Genomic DNA, 14,415 nt, shown 5'->3' with positions numbered 1-14,415 from the left:
AGAGTTTTGTCTGCCGGTATCGGGTCATACCGCTGCGTTCCGGATGGACGGCTCTTCGTCCGGCTCCTGCAGCCGTGCGGAAAGTACGTTCCAGATGGCATCGTCGATGCTCAGGACGTGGCGCAATTGCCAGAAGCGGGCGCCGAGATACATCTCGCCCGTCCCGTCCGGGGCAATATCGAGGTGATCGGGACCCTCGACGGTCGGGTTGAGGGTGACGGTCGTGACCGGCGGTCGCTCGTCATCGATGTTGAGGACCGTTGCACCGCCGCCGGGGATGAAGTGTTGCCGGCAGCGCGGACTGGCCGCGATCGTGATATCGGCGCTGTTGGTGGTGAGCGTGACCTCCGGGTTGAGCAGCAACTGCGTCACCCAGGCCCGGGCCGCCGTTTCGGGGCGGTCGGCGTTGATCGCGATGGCATGGGTGATCGAAAGGTCGACGACCAGTACCGAATCGGTGGTAGTGACGCCGACGACCACCAGCCGCTTGGGCGTTCCGGACGGATGCGGCAGATCGTCGGCGGCCAGCGTGAGCACATCCGAGCCGACACCGACCCCGGTGGCGGGATGGGCGCCGACACTCCCGGTCGCGACCTCGATGGTGTACGCGGCAATGGGATTGGGGACGCGCCCGCCGACGCCTGCCAAACGGGCGAGCCCCTCGTCATGTAGCCACCGCACTGTGGCGGCGGCGGTGACTTCGGTCTCGGTCATGACGGCTGCCCGGACCCGGACGCGGCCGGCGCGGACTCGGTGGAATCCGGCCAGGAATCGGTATCCATGATGGTCTCGTACTGGCGCGCCGCATCCGTGGTGCTCTCCCGGATGGCCGCCATGATCTCGGTGACCAGCTCCGCGCTATCGAACCGGACCGCGGTCCCCGGCGCAAGGTAGAGACTGGTGAGCCGGCCCATCGCATCGACCTCGGGCACGACCGCGCCGCTGGGCGATGGCCGGCGCGCGCGGATACCGTCGATCTTCTCGCGCAGATCGGCGATCCGGTGCCGCAACTCGCGGGCGGCGTCGAGAGCCGCCTGTACGTCGGGGTGGATATCACTCATGCAGAACCTCCGGCTTGGGTCGGTGCTTGGTTGGGGGCCGGCGTCGGCGAGGTCACGGTCGGGGCGATTGACGGCCTCTCCCCGAGCACGGCATCGGTGTAGGGCGTGTCATCGACGTACATCAGGCGATCGGGATGCCAAGCCACCACCCGGCTGCGGTCACCGCCGGCACCGGCGCCGCCAGCGCCCGCACCCGGCGACATCGGCATATACGGCATCATCGGCGACCCGCCAGTTCCGGATGCGCCGCGCGCCGCCGAGGACGAGGACTGCAGCGGATCGATCACCGATGCTCGAGGTAGTGCACTGCCGAGCGAACTCGCGGTCGCAACCATGGGCATCGCCCCCACCTGGACCGATGGGGTGGTGATCGTCGGCTCCAGCGCCGCGGCGATGGCACCGACCGACCCACCGGCGCCGCCCACCGATCCGAGGCCGCCGGTGCCGTAGTCGTATCCGCCGGTGCCGTAGCCGTCGAGGCCATTGCCGGTGTTCTGGGAGTCGCTGTTCGCCGATGACAGACCGGTTGCGCCCGAGGTCATCGCACTCATCAAGGCGGGCAGCATCGACGTCAGCGCGCTGGTATCGCTGCCACTACCGGAGCCCGAACCCGAGGCGGAAGCGGAAGCGGAATCAGAGGCAGTGCTCGTCGCGACCTTGGAGCCGACCGTAGTCGAGTAGTCGGTGATCGTCTCCGCCGACAGCGCGTTCTGCTCCTGAAACTTGGCCAGCGCCTTGGAAATCGCCAGCTCGTTCTTGGATCGCATCGCGGCGACGAGTTCCTTGCGTGCGGCGATGATCTCCTGTGGGGTGGGGTGTTTGGCTTTCGCCGCCTGGAATGCGCTGCTGTAGGTGTCGATACCGTCGGCCAGCGTCCCCAGTCCGGTGCCGAGTTGGTCGAGCCAGTCGCGATGCTGAGTGAGCTTGGTGGCTGCCGCGCTGCCGACCGGTGTCCAGTTCTGCATCGTCGACGCCGCCTGATCGAGGCCGGCGGTGGCGGCGGGGTGGGAACTGGCGAGGAAGCTCCGGACCGAATCCGAGAAGCCGGAAGCCGCGCCCGGACCCGGCCCTGCATGCAACTGCTGCGCGAACGTCAACGGATCGACGGATCCACTCGGGGTCGGCATCGAGAAGTCGGGTAACTGCCGCAGCCCGAGCGGTTCCACCGCCCCTACCGGATTGGTGGCCAAGTCGGCGCCCGAACCGTTGATCTGTCGTGCGCCCTCGGCATCGGCCGCACTGTAATCGACCGCCGACGCTCCGATGTGATGCGCGGTCTGCTGAATCTCGTTGAGTATTCCGATCGTTCCGTTCATCAACTTCGCAGCGTGCGCGTTGAGCTGCGGCACCGCGGCCGCGGAGATGGGATCGGCGCCCGCGGGCACCACCCAGCCCTTCGGCAGCGCCGCACCGGTGCCGCGCGCCACGTCAGCAAGAGCCCCCGCCGCCGCGACGAGCTCCCCCAGATCGACATTCAGCGCCACAACTGCCTCCTCTCACCAATCGGCTCCCGATCAGACGGGCACCGAGGCGACCGGCGCCGCCGCGGACGGGTCGCCCGTGACCGGAACGCCGGATGTCGCGTTCTTGTCGCCGGTCATCTCGATGCCGTTCGGGTGGGAGAACCCGGCGAAGGTTCCGAAGTCTCCCGCGTTATCGGACATTTCGGCGGTGAACGTCTTCAAGTGCCCATCGACGACGGCTTCCAGCGTGCCACCCTCGTCGGGACCGAAGACGACGAGGATCGCCGTCCGGTTGTCCCAGGTGGCGACATCGCCGGTCATCAGCTGGTAGGGATCGACCTTGGCGCCGATCTCCTTCTTGTCCTTCCACTTCGACGTTGTCTTCGAGTACGCGTCCTGCGCGTCGGTACTGCTGGCATTGCCGAATGCTTTGTCGAGGGCTTGCGCGACGATCACGGACACTTTTTGCGTGCGCCCATCGGGGAAGGTGTACACCACGCTGCCGTCGGCATCCGGGGTGCGACCGGGCGCGCCAGCCGGCTGCGTCGAGGATGTCTGCGACGGTGCTGCGTTCGCTGTGTTCGCCGGGGTGGTGGCGGCCGCGGGCTGAGCCGCCGCCGGGGTGGCAGTGGCAGCGGCCGGCACGGCCGCAGCGGGATATTGATCGACGCGGTTCGGATCGGCCCCTGTGCGCTGGTTGTTCAGACCGCTGTCGGCCATGCTCCGCTGCATGGCCTGCTGCAGCAGCATCTGGTTCATCAAATCCGACGACATGCTGCCCAATCCGGAATCCGTTGCCGAGGCCGGGGTGGTTGTTGGAGTCTGCGTTGTTGGAGTCTGCGTTGTTGGAGTCTGCGTTGTTGGAGTCGGCGTTGTTGGAGTCGGCGTTGTTGGAGTCGGCGTTAATGGAGTCGGCGTTGTTGGAGTCGGCGTTAATGGAGTCGGCGTTGTCGGAGTCGGCGTTAATGGAGTCGGCGTTGTCGGAGTCGGCGTTAATGGAGTCGGCGTTAATGGAGTCGGCGTTGTCGGACCCGGCTTTGTCGGACCCGGCTTTGTCGGACTTGGGATCTCACTCGTCGCCTGCGCTATCGCTGCGTTAGCAGTTTTCATCGCCGCTACGGAATCATTCACCGCTTTGGTGATGTAGTCGAAGATATGGTCGTTTTCGCTCTTACCATCGGGCGGGAGAGTTGGCGCTTCGGCGTTGACCACGGCGATGATGTCGTTGATGGCCTTTTTACCTTGGTCTCCGGCGTCGCCAGCCTTTTTTACCGCCTTAGCCAGCGCCGCGTCCTCCTCCTGCAGACTCTCGAATGCCTGCTTCAGAGCCAGTTGGACCACCGCGTAGTTTGCGAATGTATTGCTCGTATTTGTCGTCATCTCCGACCACCAGCCCGATCCGGTCGTGAGGTCGGGGACTTGCGGTACCCATGCCGCGGTCGGTGGCTCCTGCTTGGCATCCTTGCCGAAGGCGTTGTACAGCAGGCGCAACTTCCCGGGAAGGTCTTTGTAGACACTTTCCACTTCCGGGAGATATTTGAACTGATATGGATAATTGGGCGATGTCATATCGGGCATCAACAACTCGCTCATTTCCATTTAGCGCGCCTCAGTCCCCGCGACCTATATTTATGACCGGAAGTTGTGCGAGGTTATAGATTTTATTGTCGAAATGAGATGCGACCAGGCCGCCCACTCCTGCCATGATGGATCTGATTCCGAACCCGGTGGCCTTGCTAGCGACGGTCGCGGCGGTGGTGGTGGCAGCGGCTGCGGCCGCGCCGATACCCAACTTGGTAGCGACTTTTGCGAAGACCTGCTCGAGTGCGCCTCCCACAAGCTTGCTGGCACCAAGGCGAGTCGCGACACCGTCTACCACCGCGGACGTGACAGCAGCACTGAGGGAGTGGGTCTGGTAGCCGGTGTAGAGCCCCGCCGCCAAGGAGGCAGCGGCGGCCCCCACCAGCGGACTACCGACCGCCGTGCCGACGAGACCAGCCGCGCCGACAATGGCATCTTTCCAGGTCAGACCGAGAAAAGACATATGGGCACCTGCCTGACCTTCCGCTTGAGCGCCTCACCTGGTCCACCGTCAGCGACGCTGTCAACCATTCTCATGAGACTTCTTTCCGACTAGCCCATTGTCGATGATTCCCAACAATGGGAACTAGCCAGCGGGCCGAACCGGTCAGGATAATCCTTGGACGACGTGCACTGACGTGCACGAATTGACGTGGCCATCAAGATCTTTCCCACCGCTGGTGATCAATGTAGGAGGAGGTGCCGGATGAGCAGCCACCATCTGCTGTTCGAGCACACCGCCGGGCCGGTCAGCAACGTTCCGGGTGTCAAGGCGGTGCGTAACGGCCGCGCGTATGTGGGCTACTGATGCCGACGCCGACGCGGGAACCGCCGGATCCGAGCGTCGACGTCGACGACGCCCGGATCGCCGACCGGCGCGCCACGACCGCAAACTCCCGTCGGAAAGCCGCCACCGGTACGCGCGGCAATTCCCCACGCGTGCCGGGACTTCCAGCCGGCGGAACGGCAGCGGCAAGCCCGTCGAACCAGCCGGCGGCGCTGGCTCGTGGCGGTCCAGTGGCGACTCCGGTTGCCGAATCACCTTCTTCCGCAGTCACATCGATGGCGCGGCCGGATGCGAGCGCCTGGCAGGCCGCTGCCGCCAGTACTCCGATGGCGGCGGCAGCGCTCGGTGCGCTGGCGTCGATCGCCGCGCAGTATGGCGAAGGCAGCCCCACCGCCGACACCGGACAGCCGTACTCTCCTCCTCGCATCGCAGCCGGGCGGCCTACGGGACCCATGGTGATGGACGGGGAAATGGGACCACGGTATTCGGCCGACAACCAGCACAAATCCGGACAGGCGGATGCGCAGCAAGATCTCAATACCGAACTCCGTCGCGTGCTCGGTGGCGCGGTCGACACCACCATCCAGGGCCGTGCGGCCATCGACTCGATCATCGCCGAGGTCAATACGGCCTTGACCGCCCTGGGCACCGTCGCGGATTCGCCGGCCGGACGTCAGCTCGTGATCGCGACGCTCGGCAACGCATTGCAGCATGCCGGAACCGTGCTCGGGCAGGGCCAGACGGCGGCCGCGCTCACGGCGAACCAGGTCGCGGCCCTGGCCAGTCGGTACCTGCAGAATTCGCGGCCCACCCGGCCGGCGGCGCCGCGTCGCAGCACCCAGCCGGATCCCCGCGCCGCGGGCGGCGGACCGCCGCGTACGCGGCCCTCCGGCCAGCAGGGGCAATGGATCGACGAGGCTCTGCGCGTCCTGCGCGAAAACGGTTACGACACACGACAGATCAGCGCCGCCGATATCGCGACCATCATCCAGCACGAGTCGGGCGGCAATCCGAACGCGATCAATCTGTGGGATAGCAACGCCGCCAAGGGAATTCCGTCGAAGGGTTTGATGCAGACCATAGACCCGACCTTCAACGCGTATTCCCTACCGGGACATCGCGATATCTGGAATCCGGTCGACAATATCGTCGCGGGAGTGCGATATTCCATCCACCGCTACGGTTCGGTCAGCAACGTTCCCGGCGTGGCGAACCTGCACAGCGGCGGATCCTACGTCGGATACTGATCGGCCTACGTCCATCGGCTGGCGTGATAGCTGCTCGGCAGGCTGATCACTTTGACGACATCTCCGGTATGCGGGGCTTCGACACATTGGCCGTTCCCGATGTACATCATTACGTGTCCGGGACTTCCGTTGTTGAACTCGGCATCCGGGAAGATCAGATCGCCGGGGCGAATATCGGCAGGATTGACCTTGGGCAGCTGCTGATACTGGTCCTTCGCGACCCGCGGGATACTGACGCCCGCCTTTGCGGCCGCGTATTGCATGAGTCCCGAGCAGTCGAAGGAATTGGGGCCCTCCGCTCCCCAGACGTACGGGTCACCGAGCTGGGCGAGAGCGGTGGAAATCGCTGTCTGTGCCGCCGCTGTCGTGCCGGTGCTGCTGGCTGGGTACTTCTGTCCGTTGATGTTGTAGAGGTATTGGCCGGTGAGGAGGTTGATGGCGTTGGCGGTGTCGGTGGCGGTGGCTTGGGTGCCGGAGACGATGGTTTGGGCTTTTTGTAATGCGGCGGTGAGGATTTGGAGGACTTTTCGCTGGCCGTCTTTGGTGTAGGCCTGGGTTCCGAGGTCGGCGAGGGCAACGTTGACTTCGCGGATGAGGGCGGTGACGGCGTTCTTGTCGACTGTGTGGTTTCCGGCCAGGTTGGTGATGTAGTTGGCGAGTTGGTTGTCGAGGTTGTTGAACGCGGTCGCGGCGTTGGCTTGCCACAACTGTTGGGCTTTGATCGCGGTGGCGGTAGTCCCGGATCCGGAACTGGAACTGGTCCCGGAACTGGATCCAGTTCCGGTGAGACCCAATTCTTCACGGAGCGCGGTGACCTGGGGGTCGGAGGTAGCGCCGCCGCCATAGACTTCGGCCAGCAGTTTCAGTGTGTCCAACGCTTGCTGTGTTTCGGGAGTCAACTCACCCGTACTGCCGGTGCTGCCGGTTCCGGTGGAGCCGGAACCACCACTGCCGCTACCACTTCCGCTGCCGAGTCCGGCCAACGCCGAGGCGATCATGGGGAGCATCCCCAACGCCATCGTCCCGGCCGAGATCGCCGCCGGGGCCAACGCCGCGATCTTATCCGCGTCCAACCCCGGCACCGGCGCGGGTGGTGGCGTTGATTGCTGCGGGCCGGGCACGGCCTGCCCAGGGGCCGGCGCCGCACCCGACGGGGGCGCTGCACCCGGGGGAGGCGCGTTCGTCCCCGGCGCCCCCTCCTGACCGGTCCCCGGATTCGTGCCCCCCGCACCCGGATTCGCGGTCCCCGGCGCCGACCCGTTCTGCCCGGACCCGTTCTGGCCCGGCACGCTCGGCTGACCCGGCAACCCCGGCTGATCACCCCGCCGCTGCCCCGGCGGCCGCCCCGACCACGGTATTACCGACCCCGACGACGAATCACCCTCGGCCCCAGCATCATCCGGATGCGCCTGAGCATCCTTCTCGGTCCCAACCTCCGCCGGACTCGTCACGACCCACCACCCAACACACGCTTCACCCGGACGTCACGCCCGGTTGGCATCGCTTCCTGAACTGTCCGTCCCGACGCCGGATCGACGGTGACGATCTGGGTCGCATCGACGGCTACGCCGACTCGGGTGGGGGCGTTGGATCGGTAGTCCCAGAAGACCAGATCACCCGCTGATATGGCGGCCAGATCGACACGCTGACCGCAAACACCCTGCTCAGCAACGGCATTGGGTAGCACGATGGTCGACGAGACGCCGGAGGCGGCGCTTACCGGCCGCCCACACGAGCTGGGTGTCGTCTCGTTTCGCGGCATCGTGGCACCAGATGACGACCCCGCAGCGTCGACACCCGCAGTGACCGCCTGGGTGCAACGGCCCGTCATCGCCGCGGCCGACGCCGCATCAATGACGGCCTTCGTCATCGTTGCGGCATCGGTTGTGCTACCGGAAGCAGTGCCGCCGTTGGCGCTGAGGGTCGATGGAAGACGAGCTGTCGCCAAAGCCAACTGCCGCGCGCACTCGACGGCGAACCCGTTGTTGGCAGTCTGCAACGGCGGGAGCTGCCAGGACGCGGACCGCATCGCGGAGACGCAGGTACGTTGCCAGTCCGAGGCATCCGTGGCGTCGGGTGCGATGGTCCATTCCGCATAGGGGTTCACGGTCGGCGCTGCGGACTCGGAAAAAGTATCGGTTGTCCTGGCCGACGAGGTAGCGCTGGGCGTGGCCGTCGCGATGGCCGGATCCGGACCGACCGCACTGTCACACTGGTAGTGCAGATCCGCGGCGGCCGATGAGGACGTGTTGCCCGTCGCGAGTACAACCACTGTTCCGAGGCCGAACAACCCCGCCATGACGGCGAGCAACCCCCATACCCAGACCGGGAGCATTGTGAGGATCATGAGGCGACCGATCATCGAATACCCTTCTGCTATCAGGGCCTCGGCGGCGCGGGGTGAGATGCGTTCCGCGGGAAACCGGACGACCAGTTATCGACATTGGCGGCACGGTTGCCGTAATACCTGACTCGCCGGTGTAGATTCATATCGCGCATGGAGGCGGTGTCCTGCCGGAGCGCATCAACCGACTCGATCAGGCCCCTGGCCTCTTCGTTTGCGATCCACTTCATCATGCGCCCGGCCGGATCGCGGGCAAACCCTTCCCACGCGATATTGCGCGCAGCGAGGTTGTGCGCATGGTTTGGGTTCTGATTCTCGATGAGGTCTGGATCATTAAAAGCCGTGGCCAGAGCGCTGGAATTACCGCGCGATGCTTCTTCCAAGGCCCTCATCTTCGCATGAGTTGGATTCTCGATGAAATTCCGGACGACCGCCTCCATATCGTCGCCACCGTAAGCGAGGCCGTTGAGTCCATTGATTCCGTCCACCAAGGTGACCCCGCCCGGAAGAAAATCCTCCCGATACCTGATCACTGCCCTTTCCATGGACAAAATCGTCGCCTCCAGATGCTCTTCCTCCCGGGGACGAGGTACTCTGCCGTTCATCCTGTTCAAACGGGTGAGTGAGTTCTCAGCGAGGGTCTGCCCCGCCAGCACCTCCGCAAGATTGCGATCGGAAATGGGGTTGTGGCTCGCCAGTTTGTCAATTCTCTGGTAAGCGTCCATTCCGTCCACAATCATGCCACGCCGCCCACCTTCGAGCTCGATCGCGCCACCGACCTCGGAGATTCCACCGCCGCCGTACAAGGCCACCGCCTCGATGGCTGCCGCCGTACCACGCGCGGTACCTATGCCGCCGTTCGCCGCTCCGGCACGACGGGCCAATTCCCGGAAATACATCTGCTTCATATAAGACTGGTAATACGCACCATCGGGCCCGCCGAATTCCGGACCATTCCACACACCTCCCTGCATCTTCGCCATTGCCTTTTTCAGCCTGGATTGCGGGTGGAACGATCCGGGCAGCCCCATCATCGCCCATTCGGTCAACGGCGAGTTGGCAATCGTGCTGGCGCCACCCATCAGAGCCATCATTCCCATGCTCGACATGCTGTGGCTCGCGCCGAGTTGCCCCATACCCAATGCGGTCGAACTGCCACTTCCGGAACCCGACCCGACCCGTGCGCCACCGTTCTGGATAGCCAGCGCGAAGCGGTTGGCCACCCATTCGTTGCCGTGGTCGAGGCTGCGGCTGAAGCGCCTGGCTTGCAGGAAGGCGACGATCATCACCACTGCGGTGATGAACAATACCGCCATTTCCCGGCCTTTCGCCTGCCGCAGCAAATCATCCTCGATCAGCGCTACGACCGCGACCAAGATCATCTCGGCGGCCATTCGGCAAAAAGAGAAGAGACCGTGCACGACACTGCGAACGGTGAATGTCTGCGTCGGACCGTACACATAGCCACCCGCGGCGAAGCCGAAGATGCCCATGAATCCCCAATAGATCGAGTCCAGCGCCGACCACATGATCTTGATCGACATGTAGGTGAAGAAGGGCATCAGTGCCAGCAGCATCACGAGCAGCAGCACCAGACCCGCTCCGATCTGCCCCATGGCGGGATGGTCGGCCGCCGCGGCGGCAGCGGAGTCGCCACAGGCTTTCAAGCCGTTCTTCACCTGGCTTTCGCTGTTGGCCGATACACCGGACGACCATGCCGAGGCACATGCCGGCCGCTCGTCGACGACATGACCGTAGTTCCACACCTGTAGGGGATGACGCACGAAATTGTCGACCAAGTCCTTTTGCATCGTCACTACCAGCGCGGAGGGGTTCGGGTTACTGTCGCCATTCAGCCCCGCCGCCACCGAAAGACCGACATTCCGGCCCTGGGCCAGCATTCCGTCCGAGGACAATACCTCCCCCAGCGGGTCCTTGAGAAACACCGTGCTCATGATCGCCACGGCCAGCAACGTCACCACTTGGACCGTGGCCTTGGCATGAAATCCGCGGACTACGAAGTAGGCGACGAAGAACGCACCGATCGTCACGAAGACCAAGAACACCATCGGCGTCGCGATCTGCCCGGTGAACTTTTCCGCGGCCCCCTTCAATGGCGCGTTGATAAAGTCCAGCCACCCTAAGCTCAACGCGGATCCGAACAACCAGATCGGCACCGTCGCAATGATGAGAAAGAGCGCGCACATAATGCCGAGGGTGGTCGCGACCACCGTATCCACGGGGTGGAATATGCTGCCTTCGCTGGAAACGTACATATACCTCGATACGTCGACCCCGTACGAATCCCTGAGATTCGTCCAGCCGAGCGCGCTGTTGCCTCCGGATTGCACGGCCCCGGTGTCGGTTTGCGCGCCAGCCACCGCGCCGAGCACGACCGGCAGCACGACCAGCACGACGAAGACGGCCAGCCCCCAGAAGATCCAATGTCGGCGCCGGGTCGCCGTGATCCACATCCAGCAGTGGTGCGCCACCGTCCTCGGCTGCCATCGGACCGGATCCCAGAACTCCAGTTCCCGCTCCAGATCCGACCGGCTCCAACCGCGCGACCAGGTCGGCACTGCTGCTCGGATCCTCATGCGATTTCCTGATGTGCTGGCAATGCCGGGCGCGCCGCAACACCCGCTGACGGCGTGCTACCGATCGCGTCGGCGCGGTCGGAGCGCGCCGGGCCGAGCACCTTACCGCGGCCGATGCGGTTGAGCGCGTCACGCATGAACATCTCACCGCGCCGCTCCTCCGGCACCTGCCGGCCCGGGCCGATCGGCGGGGACGTCTCTTCGCGAAGAATCTGCAGCAGGAACGGCGCCTGCTCCAGGTCGACGCCCAGCCACTCCAGGCTATTGCGGGCCAGCGTTTCATCCCGCTGCCGGAAGACGAACCGATTGGGGATGAGATTGTGCGCCGCGCCCTGGAAGTCGGTCGCCGGATCGTGCGACGCCAATCCGATTGCGGCCAGATGCTTCCGACCGTCGCGACTGAAGTCGGAGGTCACCGCCGAGCCCACCTGAGTTTGGGTGAAATGGTGCGCCTCGTCGCCGACCAGCAGCCCGAATCTGCCATTGTCGGTGAGGAACGCCTCCCGGGCGGCGACGCCGACCAACTCGTAGAGTGCGGTGCCGAGCCGCTTCGTCAGCGGCAACCGGTTGTACAGGTGTGGGGTGGTGAGCTCCTCCGCCGTCGGCAACGCCACGTGGTGGCTGCGGATCACGGTCGCGGCGGCATCGAGCCGCAGCGGTCGCAGCTCGGGATCGAACAGCACCGGAACCCGGTCGACCACCGTCCCGAGCCGAGCCGCCAAATCGGCGTAATCGTCTCCCACCCCCGGGGTGTCCCGCAGCCGCCGCACGACTTGGAAGAAGTCGAGCAGACTCCGAATGCCGTGCTCGGCAATCCCCCTGGGCGACAGCAGATTGCTGGCGGCCGCTCCGGCTCCGGAGGTCGGCGACAGATCCAGCAGCGGCAGAATCGAATCCAGTGTTCGCTCCCCGGCGATCCGCGGCTCGAACAAGCGCAGCGGATCCAGTGACACCGTCGGATTGGCCAGATCGATGACGACGGCATTATCGATCGCGGACGCGAAGTGCTCCCATTCGCCGACCTGACTGCGATCGATGGCCAGGAATTGGCCGCCCATATCGTGTACCAGCACGGCCATGAGCTTCAGGAAGTAGGACTTGCCGGATCCGAGCTCACCGGTGACCGCGAACGACGCGGACAGGTCGTGCAGCGCAGCCTCCATGATGCCGAAATGGATCGGCTCGAAATTCCCCGACAGCAGGTTCACGCCGATCACCGGCCCACTGTCGTCACCGATCTGGCTGGTGGTGAACGGCACGAAACCCGCCCACATGTCGGAGGGAACGATATGGGCGAAATCGTCGTACGCGCGCCGTGGCGGACTGCCGGGCACCAGCATCGACCACAGATCCACCTGCGCACCGACCGGCGCGGTCATCTCGACTTGGAACCGCCGGTATCGACGTTTGAGCATGTTGACCGCATCCATGGTCGTATCGCGCGACGGTCCGCCGATCGCGATCACGGTGGTGAAGGACACCTCGGATTCGCCGCCGTTGACCTCGAAATGCTGGTTGTACTCGCCGAGCATTTGCGCCTTCGACATCAAGGTGTTCTGCGCGAAGGAGACCTCCTGATCCCGCTGGTCCATCTGTTCACCCAGCCGCCGCAGGCTCAGTTCGTTGTGCTTGAGCACCTGCTCGGCCGGTTTCGTCGACACCCGTATCCCCCAGTCGACCGTGACGTCCTGCAGTCCCTCGAGCACACTGAGGAATTCACTGCCCCCAGGAAATGCCATGCCCGCGTACGGGAATGAGCGAGGTGTCAGCATCGCCTGATAGGAAGGCTGGAAGACAAGGTCCGGCTGCACCACCTTGATAACCGGAACGAAGGACGGACGTATGCGCCGACCTCCGTCTGCCTGTGCCCCTTCATCGAGTGCGGCCGAGCGGAAGACGGCTGATGTCGCGTCGTCCAGAACGCCTGCCCGGGTGGGCGCGACCGGATCCCCCACCGCACCACGGGCGAGGTAGTGCTCCCACAACCATTGGAACAGCGCGGCCGGTACGGGAACCGGATCGAAGTCGCCGCCGATGCGCGAGAGGATCTCGTTGGCCTTCTCGTCGTAGGCATCGAGGTCGGCGCGAGACAGCGCGGTGGCGTCGATGGTCGTGGTGGAACCGCGCCACATCCGCGACAATGCCGAGATACCCGAATTGCTGGCTCCGACCGGGATCGACAGCAGAAATATCCGTGTCTGCGGAAGAATCGATCGGACCCGCTCGTAGGAGGCGACCACCTCGGTGGCGTAATCGTCGCATTCGTCGAGATCCACGCCCTCCACCATTTTGCTGAGCACGTCAAGGGTGTTGAGGCGGGCTTGGATACCCAGCAGCAGTGAACCGTTCGGCAGGTTGTTGATCAACGCGTGATGGGAGGCCTTGACATCGAACTTGTCACTGGTCTTCCGCAACCCGTAGCCCAATGGGTTGATGAAGTATGTGGCGGTAACCAGACCGGAATGCGTGAACTGCAGATTCCCGCGAATGGCGGCGGTGGGCTGAAGATCTCGTTCGAATGCCATCACTGACGCCCTCCGGGTAACGCACCATTGCCACTTTCGTTCACCTGCGGCAGTGCCTTGCTCCATTTATCGAGAATGTTGAGCGGACGCTCACTTGCCAGTACTGCTACCAGTGCACGATCATCGGCCGGATCGACTTTGCGATCGGGAAAGATGACGACCACGCTCTCCTCGACGAACAGGGTGTGTCGCGTCGACTCCTCGGCGCCCGGCATACCCGAGGCGGATACCGGCTTGCGGATGACGAGCACCCGGCCCACCCACAGCATCCGCGATGTCATCCGCACACCCGTATAAGGCACCAGCCCCAGGGCGAAGACGACGACGACGGCGACGATCAACCCCGCCACGAAGGTGATCGCGGGATTCGCCGGCAGTGTCATGGCCAGCACCGAGGTGATCACCATCAGCGCCACCCCGCCGATCACCTGTGGCAAGGTGTATGGCCCGAACGGGAGCTTCTGCCCGTTCTGGGCCTTGCCGATCAAGGTGGGAACCCGTTTGATCGGCGTGAACACCTTGACCACCTGGGTCACCGATACACCCCTCCGACGGGCTGATCGGGGACGATCCGGGTGGAGTCGACGCGCGCGTAGTTGACCACGGTGGGCAGAATCCAGAACAGGACCGCTGCCAACACCGCCGAGGCGGCGACACCGAGGACCTTGCCCGGCGACAGCTTCGATTTCACCCCTTCGGAAATGAGCAGGCCCATGCCGGCGATGGCGATGATGATGATCCCCGCCCAACGGACGAAAACCAGCACGTTGTAGAGGATGTAGCTCAGTTGACTACCCATGGGGATGCCCT

At 64.4% G+C, this 14,415-nt stretch carries 12 protein-coding genes; 1 reads left to right on the top strand and 11 read right to left on the bottom strand.

Features of this window, described 5'->3' with window-relative positions:
* Window positions 1-24: 24 nt before the first annotated feature.
* The 5 genes from ACV7NQ_RS21225 to ACV7NQ_RS21205 are packed head-to-tail and all read right to left on the bottom strand — an operon-like array spanning window position 25 to window position 4,568.
* Window positions 25-714 (bottom strand): hypothetical protein, encoded by a 690-nt coding sequence (locus ACV7NQ_RS21225; protein WP_463361268.1) that lies wholly within the window; start codon window positions 712-714, stop codon window positions 25-27.
* Complete coding sequence (locus tag ACV7NQ_RS21220; protein ID WP_463361267.1) at window positions 711-1,061, bottom strand: hypothetical protein; 351 nt, start codon at window positions 1,059-1,061, stop codon at window positions 711-713. The genes ACV7NQ_RS21225 and ACV7NQ_RS21220 overlap by 4 nt, the downstream gene beginning before the upstream one ends.
* Window positions 1,058-2,545, bottom strand: coding sequence for a PPE domain-containing protein (locus ACV7NQ_RS21215; protein ID WP_463361266.1), 1,488 nt, complete (start codon window positions 2,543-2,545; stop codon window positions 1,058-1,060). Before ACV7NQ_RS21215 ends, ACV7NQ_RS21220 begins: the two co-directional genes overlap by 4 nt.
* Window positions 2,546-2,575: 30 nt before the next feature.
* The gene (locus ACV7NQ_RS21210) at window positions 2,576-4,123 is read right to left on the bottom strand and encodes a hypothetical protein (RefSeq protein ID WP_463361265.1); all 1,548 of its coding nucleotides are present in this window, start codon (window positions 4,121-4,123) and stop codon (window positions 2,576-2,578) included.
* A gap of 10 nt (window positions 4,124-4,133) precedes the next feature.
* Complete coding sequence (locus tag ACV7NQ_RS21205) at window positions 4,134-4,568, bottom strand: hypothetical protein (RefSeq protein ID WP_463361264.1); 435 nt, start codon at window positions 4,566-4,568, stop codon at window positions 4,134-4,136.
* 599 nt (window positions 4,569-5,167) lie between these two features.
* Between ACV7NQ_RS21205 and ACV7NQ_RS21200 the strand changes: the two genes are divergently transcribed.
* Entirely contained in the window at window positions 5,168-6,139 is a 972-nt protein-coding gene (locus ACV7NQ_RS21200; RefSeq protein WP_463361263.1) for a transglycosylase SLT domain-containing protein, read from the top strand.
* Window positions 6,140-6,144: 5 nt separating this feature from the next.
* Here ACV7NQ_RS21200 and ACV7NQ_RS21195 read toward each other — a convergent pair whose 3' ends face one another.
* The 6 genes from ACV7NQ_RS21195 to ACV7NQ_RS21170 all read right to left on the bottom strand — a co-directional run bounded on the left by ACV7NQ_RS21195 (window position 6,145) and on the right by ACV7NQ_RS21170 (window position 14,404).
* Window positions 6,145-7,212, bottom strand: coding sequence for a C40 family peptidase (locus tag ACV7NQ_RS21195; RefSeq protein ID WP_463361262.1), 1,068 nt, complete (start codon window positions 7,210-7,212; stop codon window positions 6,145-6,147).
* A 374-nt stretch (window positions 7,213-7,586) separates the two neighbouring features.
* A complete protein-coding gene (locus ACV7NQ_RS21190; RefSeq protein ID WP_463361261.1) occupies window positions 7,587-8,501 on the bottom strand; it encodes a hypothetical protein in 915 nt (304 codons plus the stop codon).
* Window positions 8,502-8,518: 17 nt separating this feature from the next.
* Window positions 8,519-11,080, bottom strand: a complete 2,562-nt coding sequence (locus ACV7NQ_RS21185; RefSeq protein ID WP_463361260.1) for a hypothetical protein — start codon at window positions 11,078-11,080, stop codon at window positions 8,519-8,521.
* Window positions 11,077-13,605 (bottom strand): ATP-binding protein, encoded by a 2,529-nt coding sequence (locus ACV7NQ_RS21180; RefSeq protein WP_463361259.1) that lies wholly within the window; start codon window positions 13,603-13,605, stop codon window positions 11,077-11,079. Before ACV7NQ_RS21180 ends, ACV7NQ_RS21185 begins: the two co-directional genes overlap by 4 nt.
* The gene (locus ACV7NQ_RS21175; RefSeq protein ID WP_463361258.1) at window positions 13,605-14,141 is read right to left on the bottom strand and encodes a hypothetical protein; all 537 of its coding nucleotides are present in this window, start codon (window positions 14,139-14,141) and stop codon (window positions 13,605-13,607) included. The genes ACV7NQ_RS21180 and ACV7NQ_RS21175 overlap by 1 nt, the downstream gene beginning before the upstream one ends.
* On the bottom strand, window positions 14,138-14,404 hold the full coding sequence (locus ACV7NQ_RS21170; protein WP_463361257.1) for a hypothetical protein: 267 nt from the start codon (window positions 14,402-14,404) through the stop codon (window positions 14,138-14,140). The genes ACV7NQ_RS21175 and ACV7NQ_RS21170 overlap by 4 nt, the downstream gene beginning before the upstream one ends.
* Window positions 14,405-14,415: the final 11 nt, after the last annotated feature.

The sequence above is a fragment of the Nocardia sp. Tas62D01 genome, assembly GCF_055232035.1.
The sequence above is the reverse complement of the archived record's forward strand: the minus strand, read 5'-3'. Positions and strand labels throughout refer to the sequence as shown.

What these genes read in the sequence shown, in the direction of transcription:
- ACV7NQ_RS21205 (WP_463361264.1), bottom strand. Translation starts at nt 4,568, where the DNA reads ATGTCTTTTCTCGGTCTGACCTGGAAAGATGCCATTGTCGGCGCGGCT.
- ACV7NQ_RS21225 (WP_463361268.1), bottom strand. Translation starts at nt 714, where the DNA reads ATGACCGAGACCGAAGTCACCGCCGCCGCCACAGTGCGGTGGCTACAT.
- ACV7NQ_RS21200 (WP_463361263.1), top strand. Translation starts at nt 5,168, where the DNA reads ATGGCGCGGCCGGATGCGAGCGCCTGGCAGGCCGCTGCCGCCAGTACT.
- ACV7NQ_RS21210 (WP_463361265.1), bottom strand. Translation starts at nt 4,123, where the DNA reads ATGGAAATGAGCGAGTTGTTGATGCCCGATATGACATCGCCCAATTAT.
- ACV7NQ_RS21185 (WP_463361260.1), bottom strand. Translation starts at nt 11,080, where the DNA reads ATGAGGATCCGAGCAGCAGTGCCGACCTGGTCGCGCGGTTGGAGCCGG.
- ACV7NQ_RS21190 (WP_463361261.1), bottom strand. Translation starts at nt 8,501, where the DNA reads ATGATCGGTCGCCTCATGATCCTCACAATGCTCCCGGTCTGGGTATGG.
- ACV7NQ_RS21220 (WP_463361267.1), bottom strand. Translation starts at nt 1,061, where the DNA reads ATGAGTGATATCCACCCCGACGTACAGGCGGCTCTCGACGCCGCCCGC.
- ACV7NQ_RS21180 (WP_463361259.1), bottom strand. Translation starts at nt 13,605, where the DNA reads ATGGCATTCGAACGAGATCTTCAGCCCACCGCCGCCATTCGCGGGAAT.
- ACV7NQ_RS21170 (WP_463361257.1), bottom strand. Translation starts at nt 14,404, where the DNA reads ATGGGTAGTCAACTGAGCTACATCCTCTACAACGTGCTGGTTTTCGTC.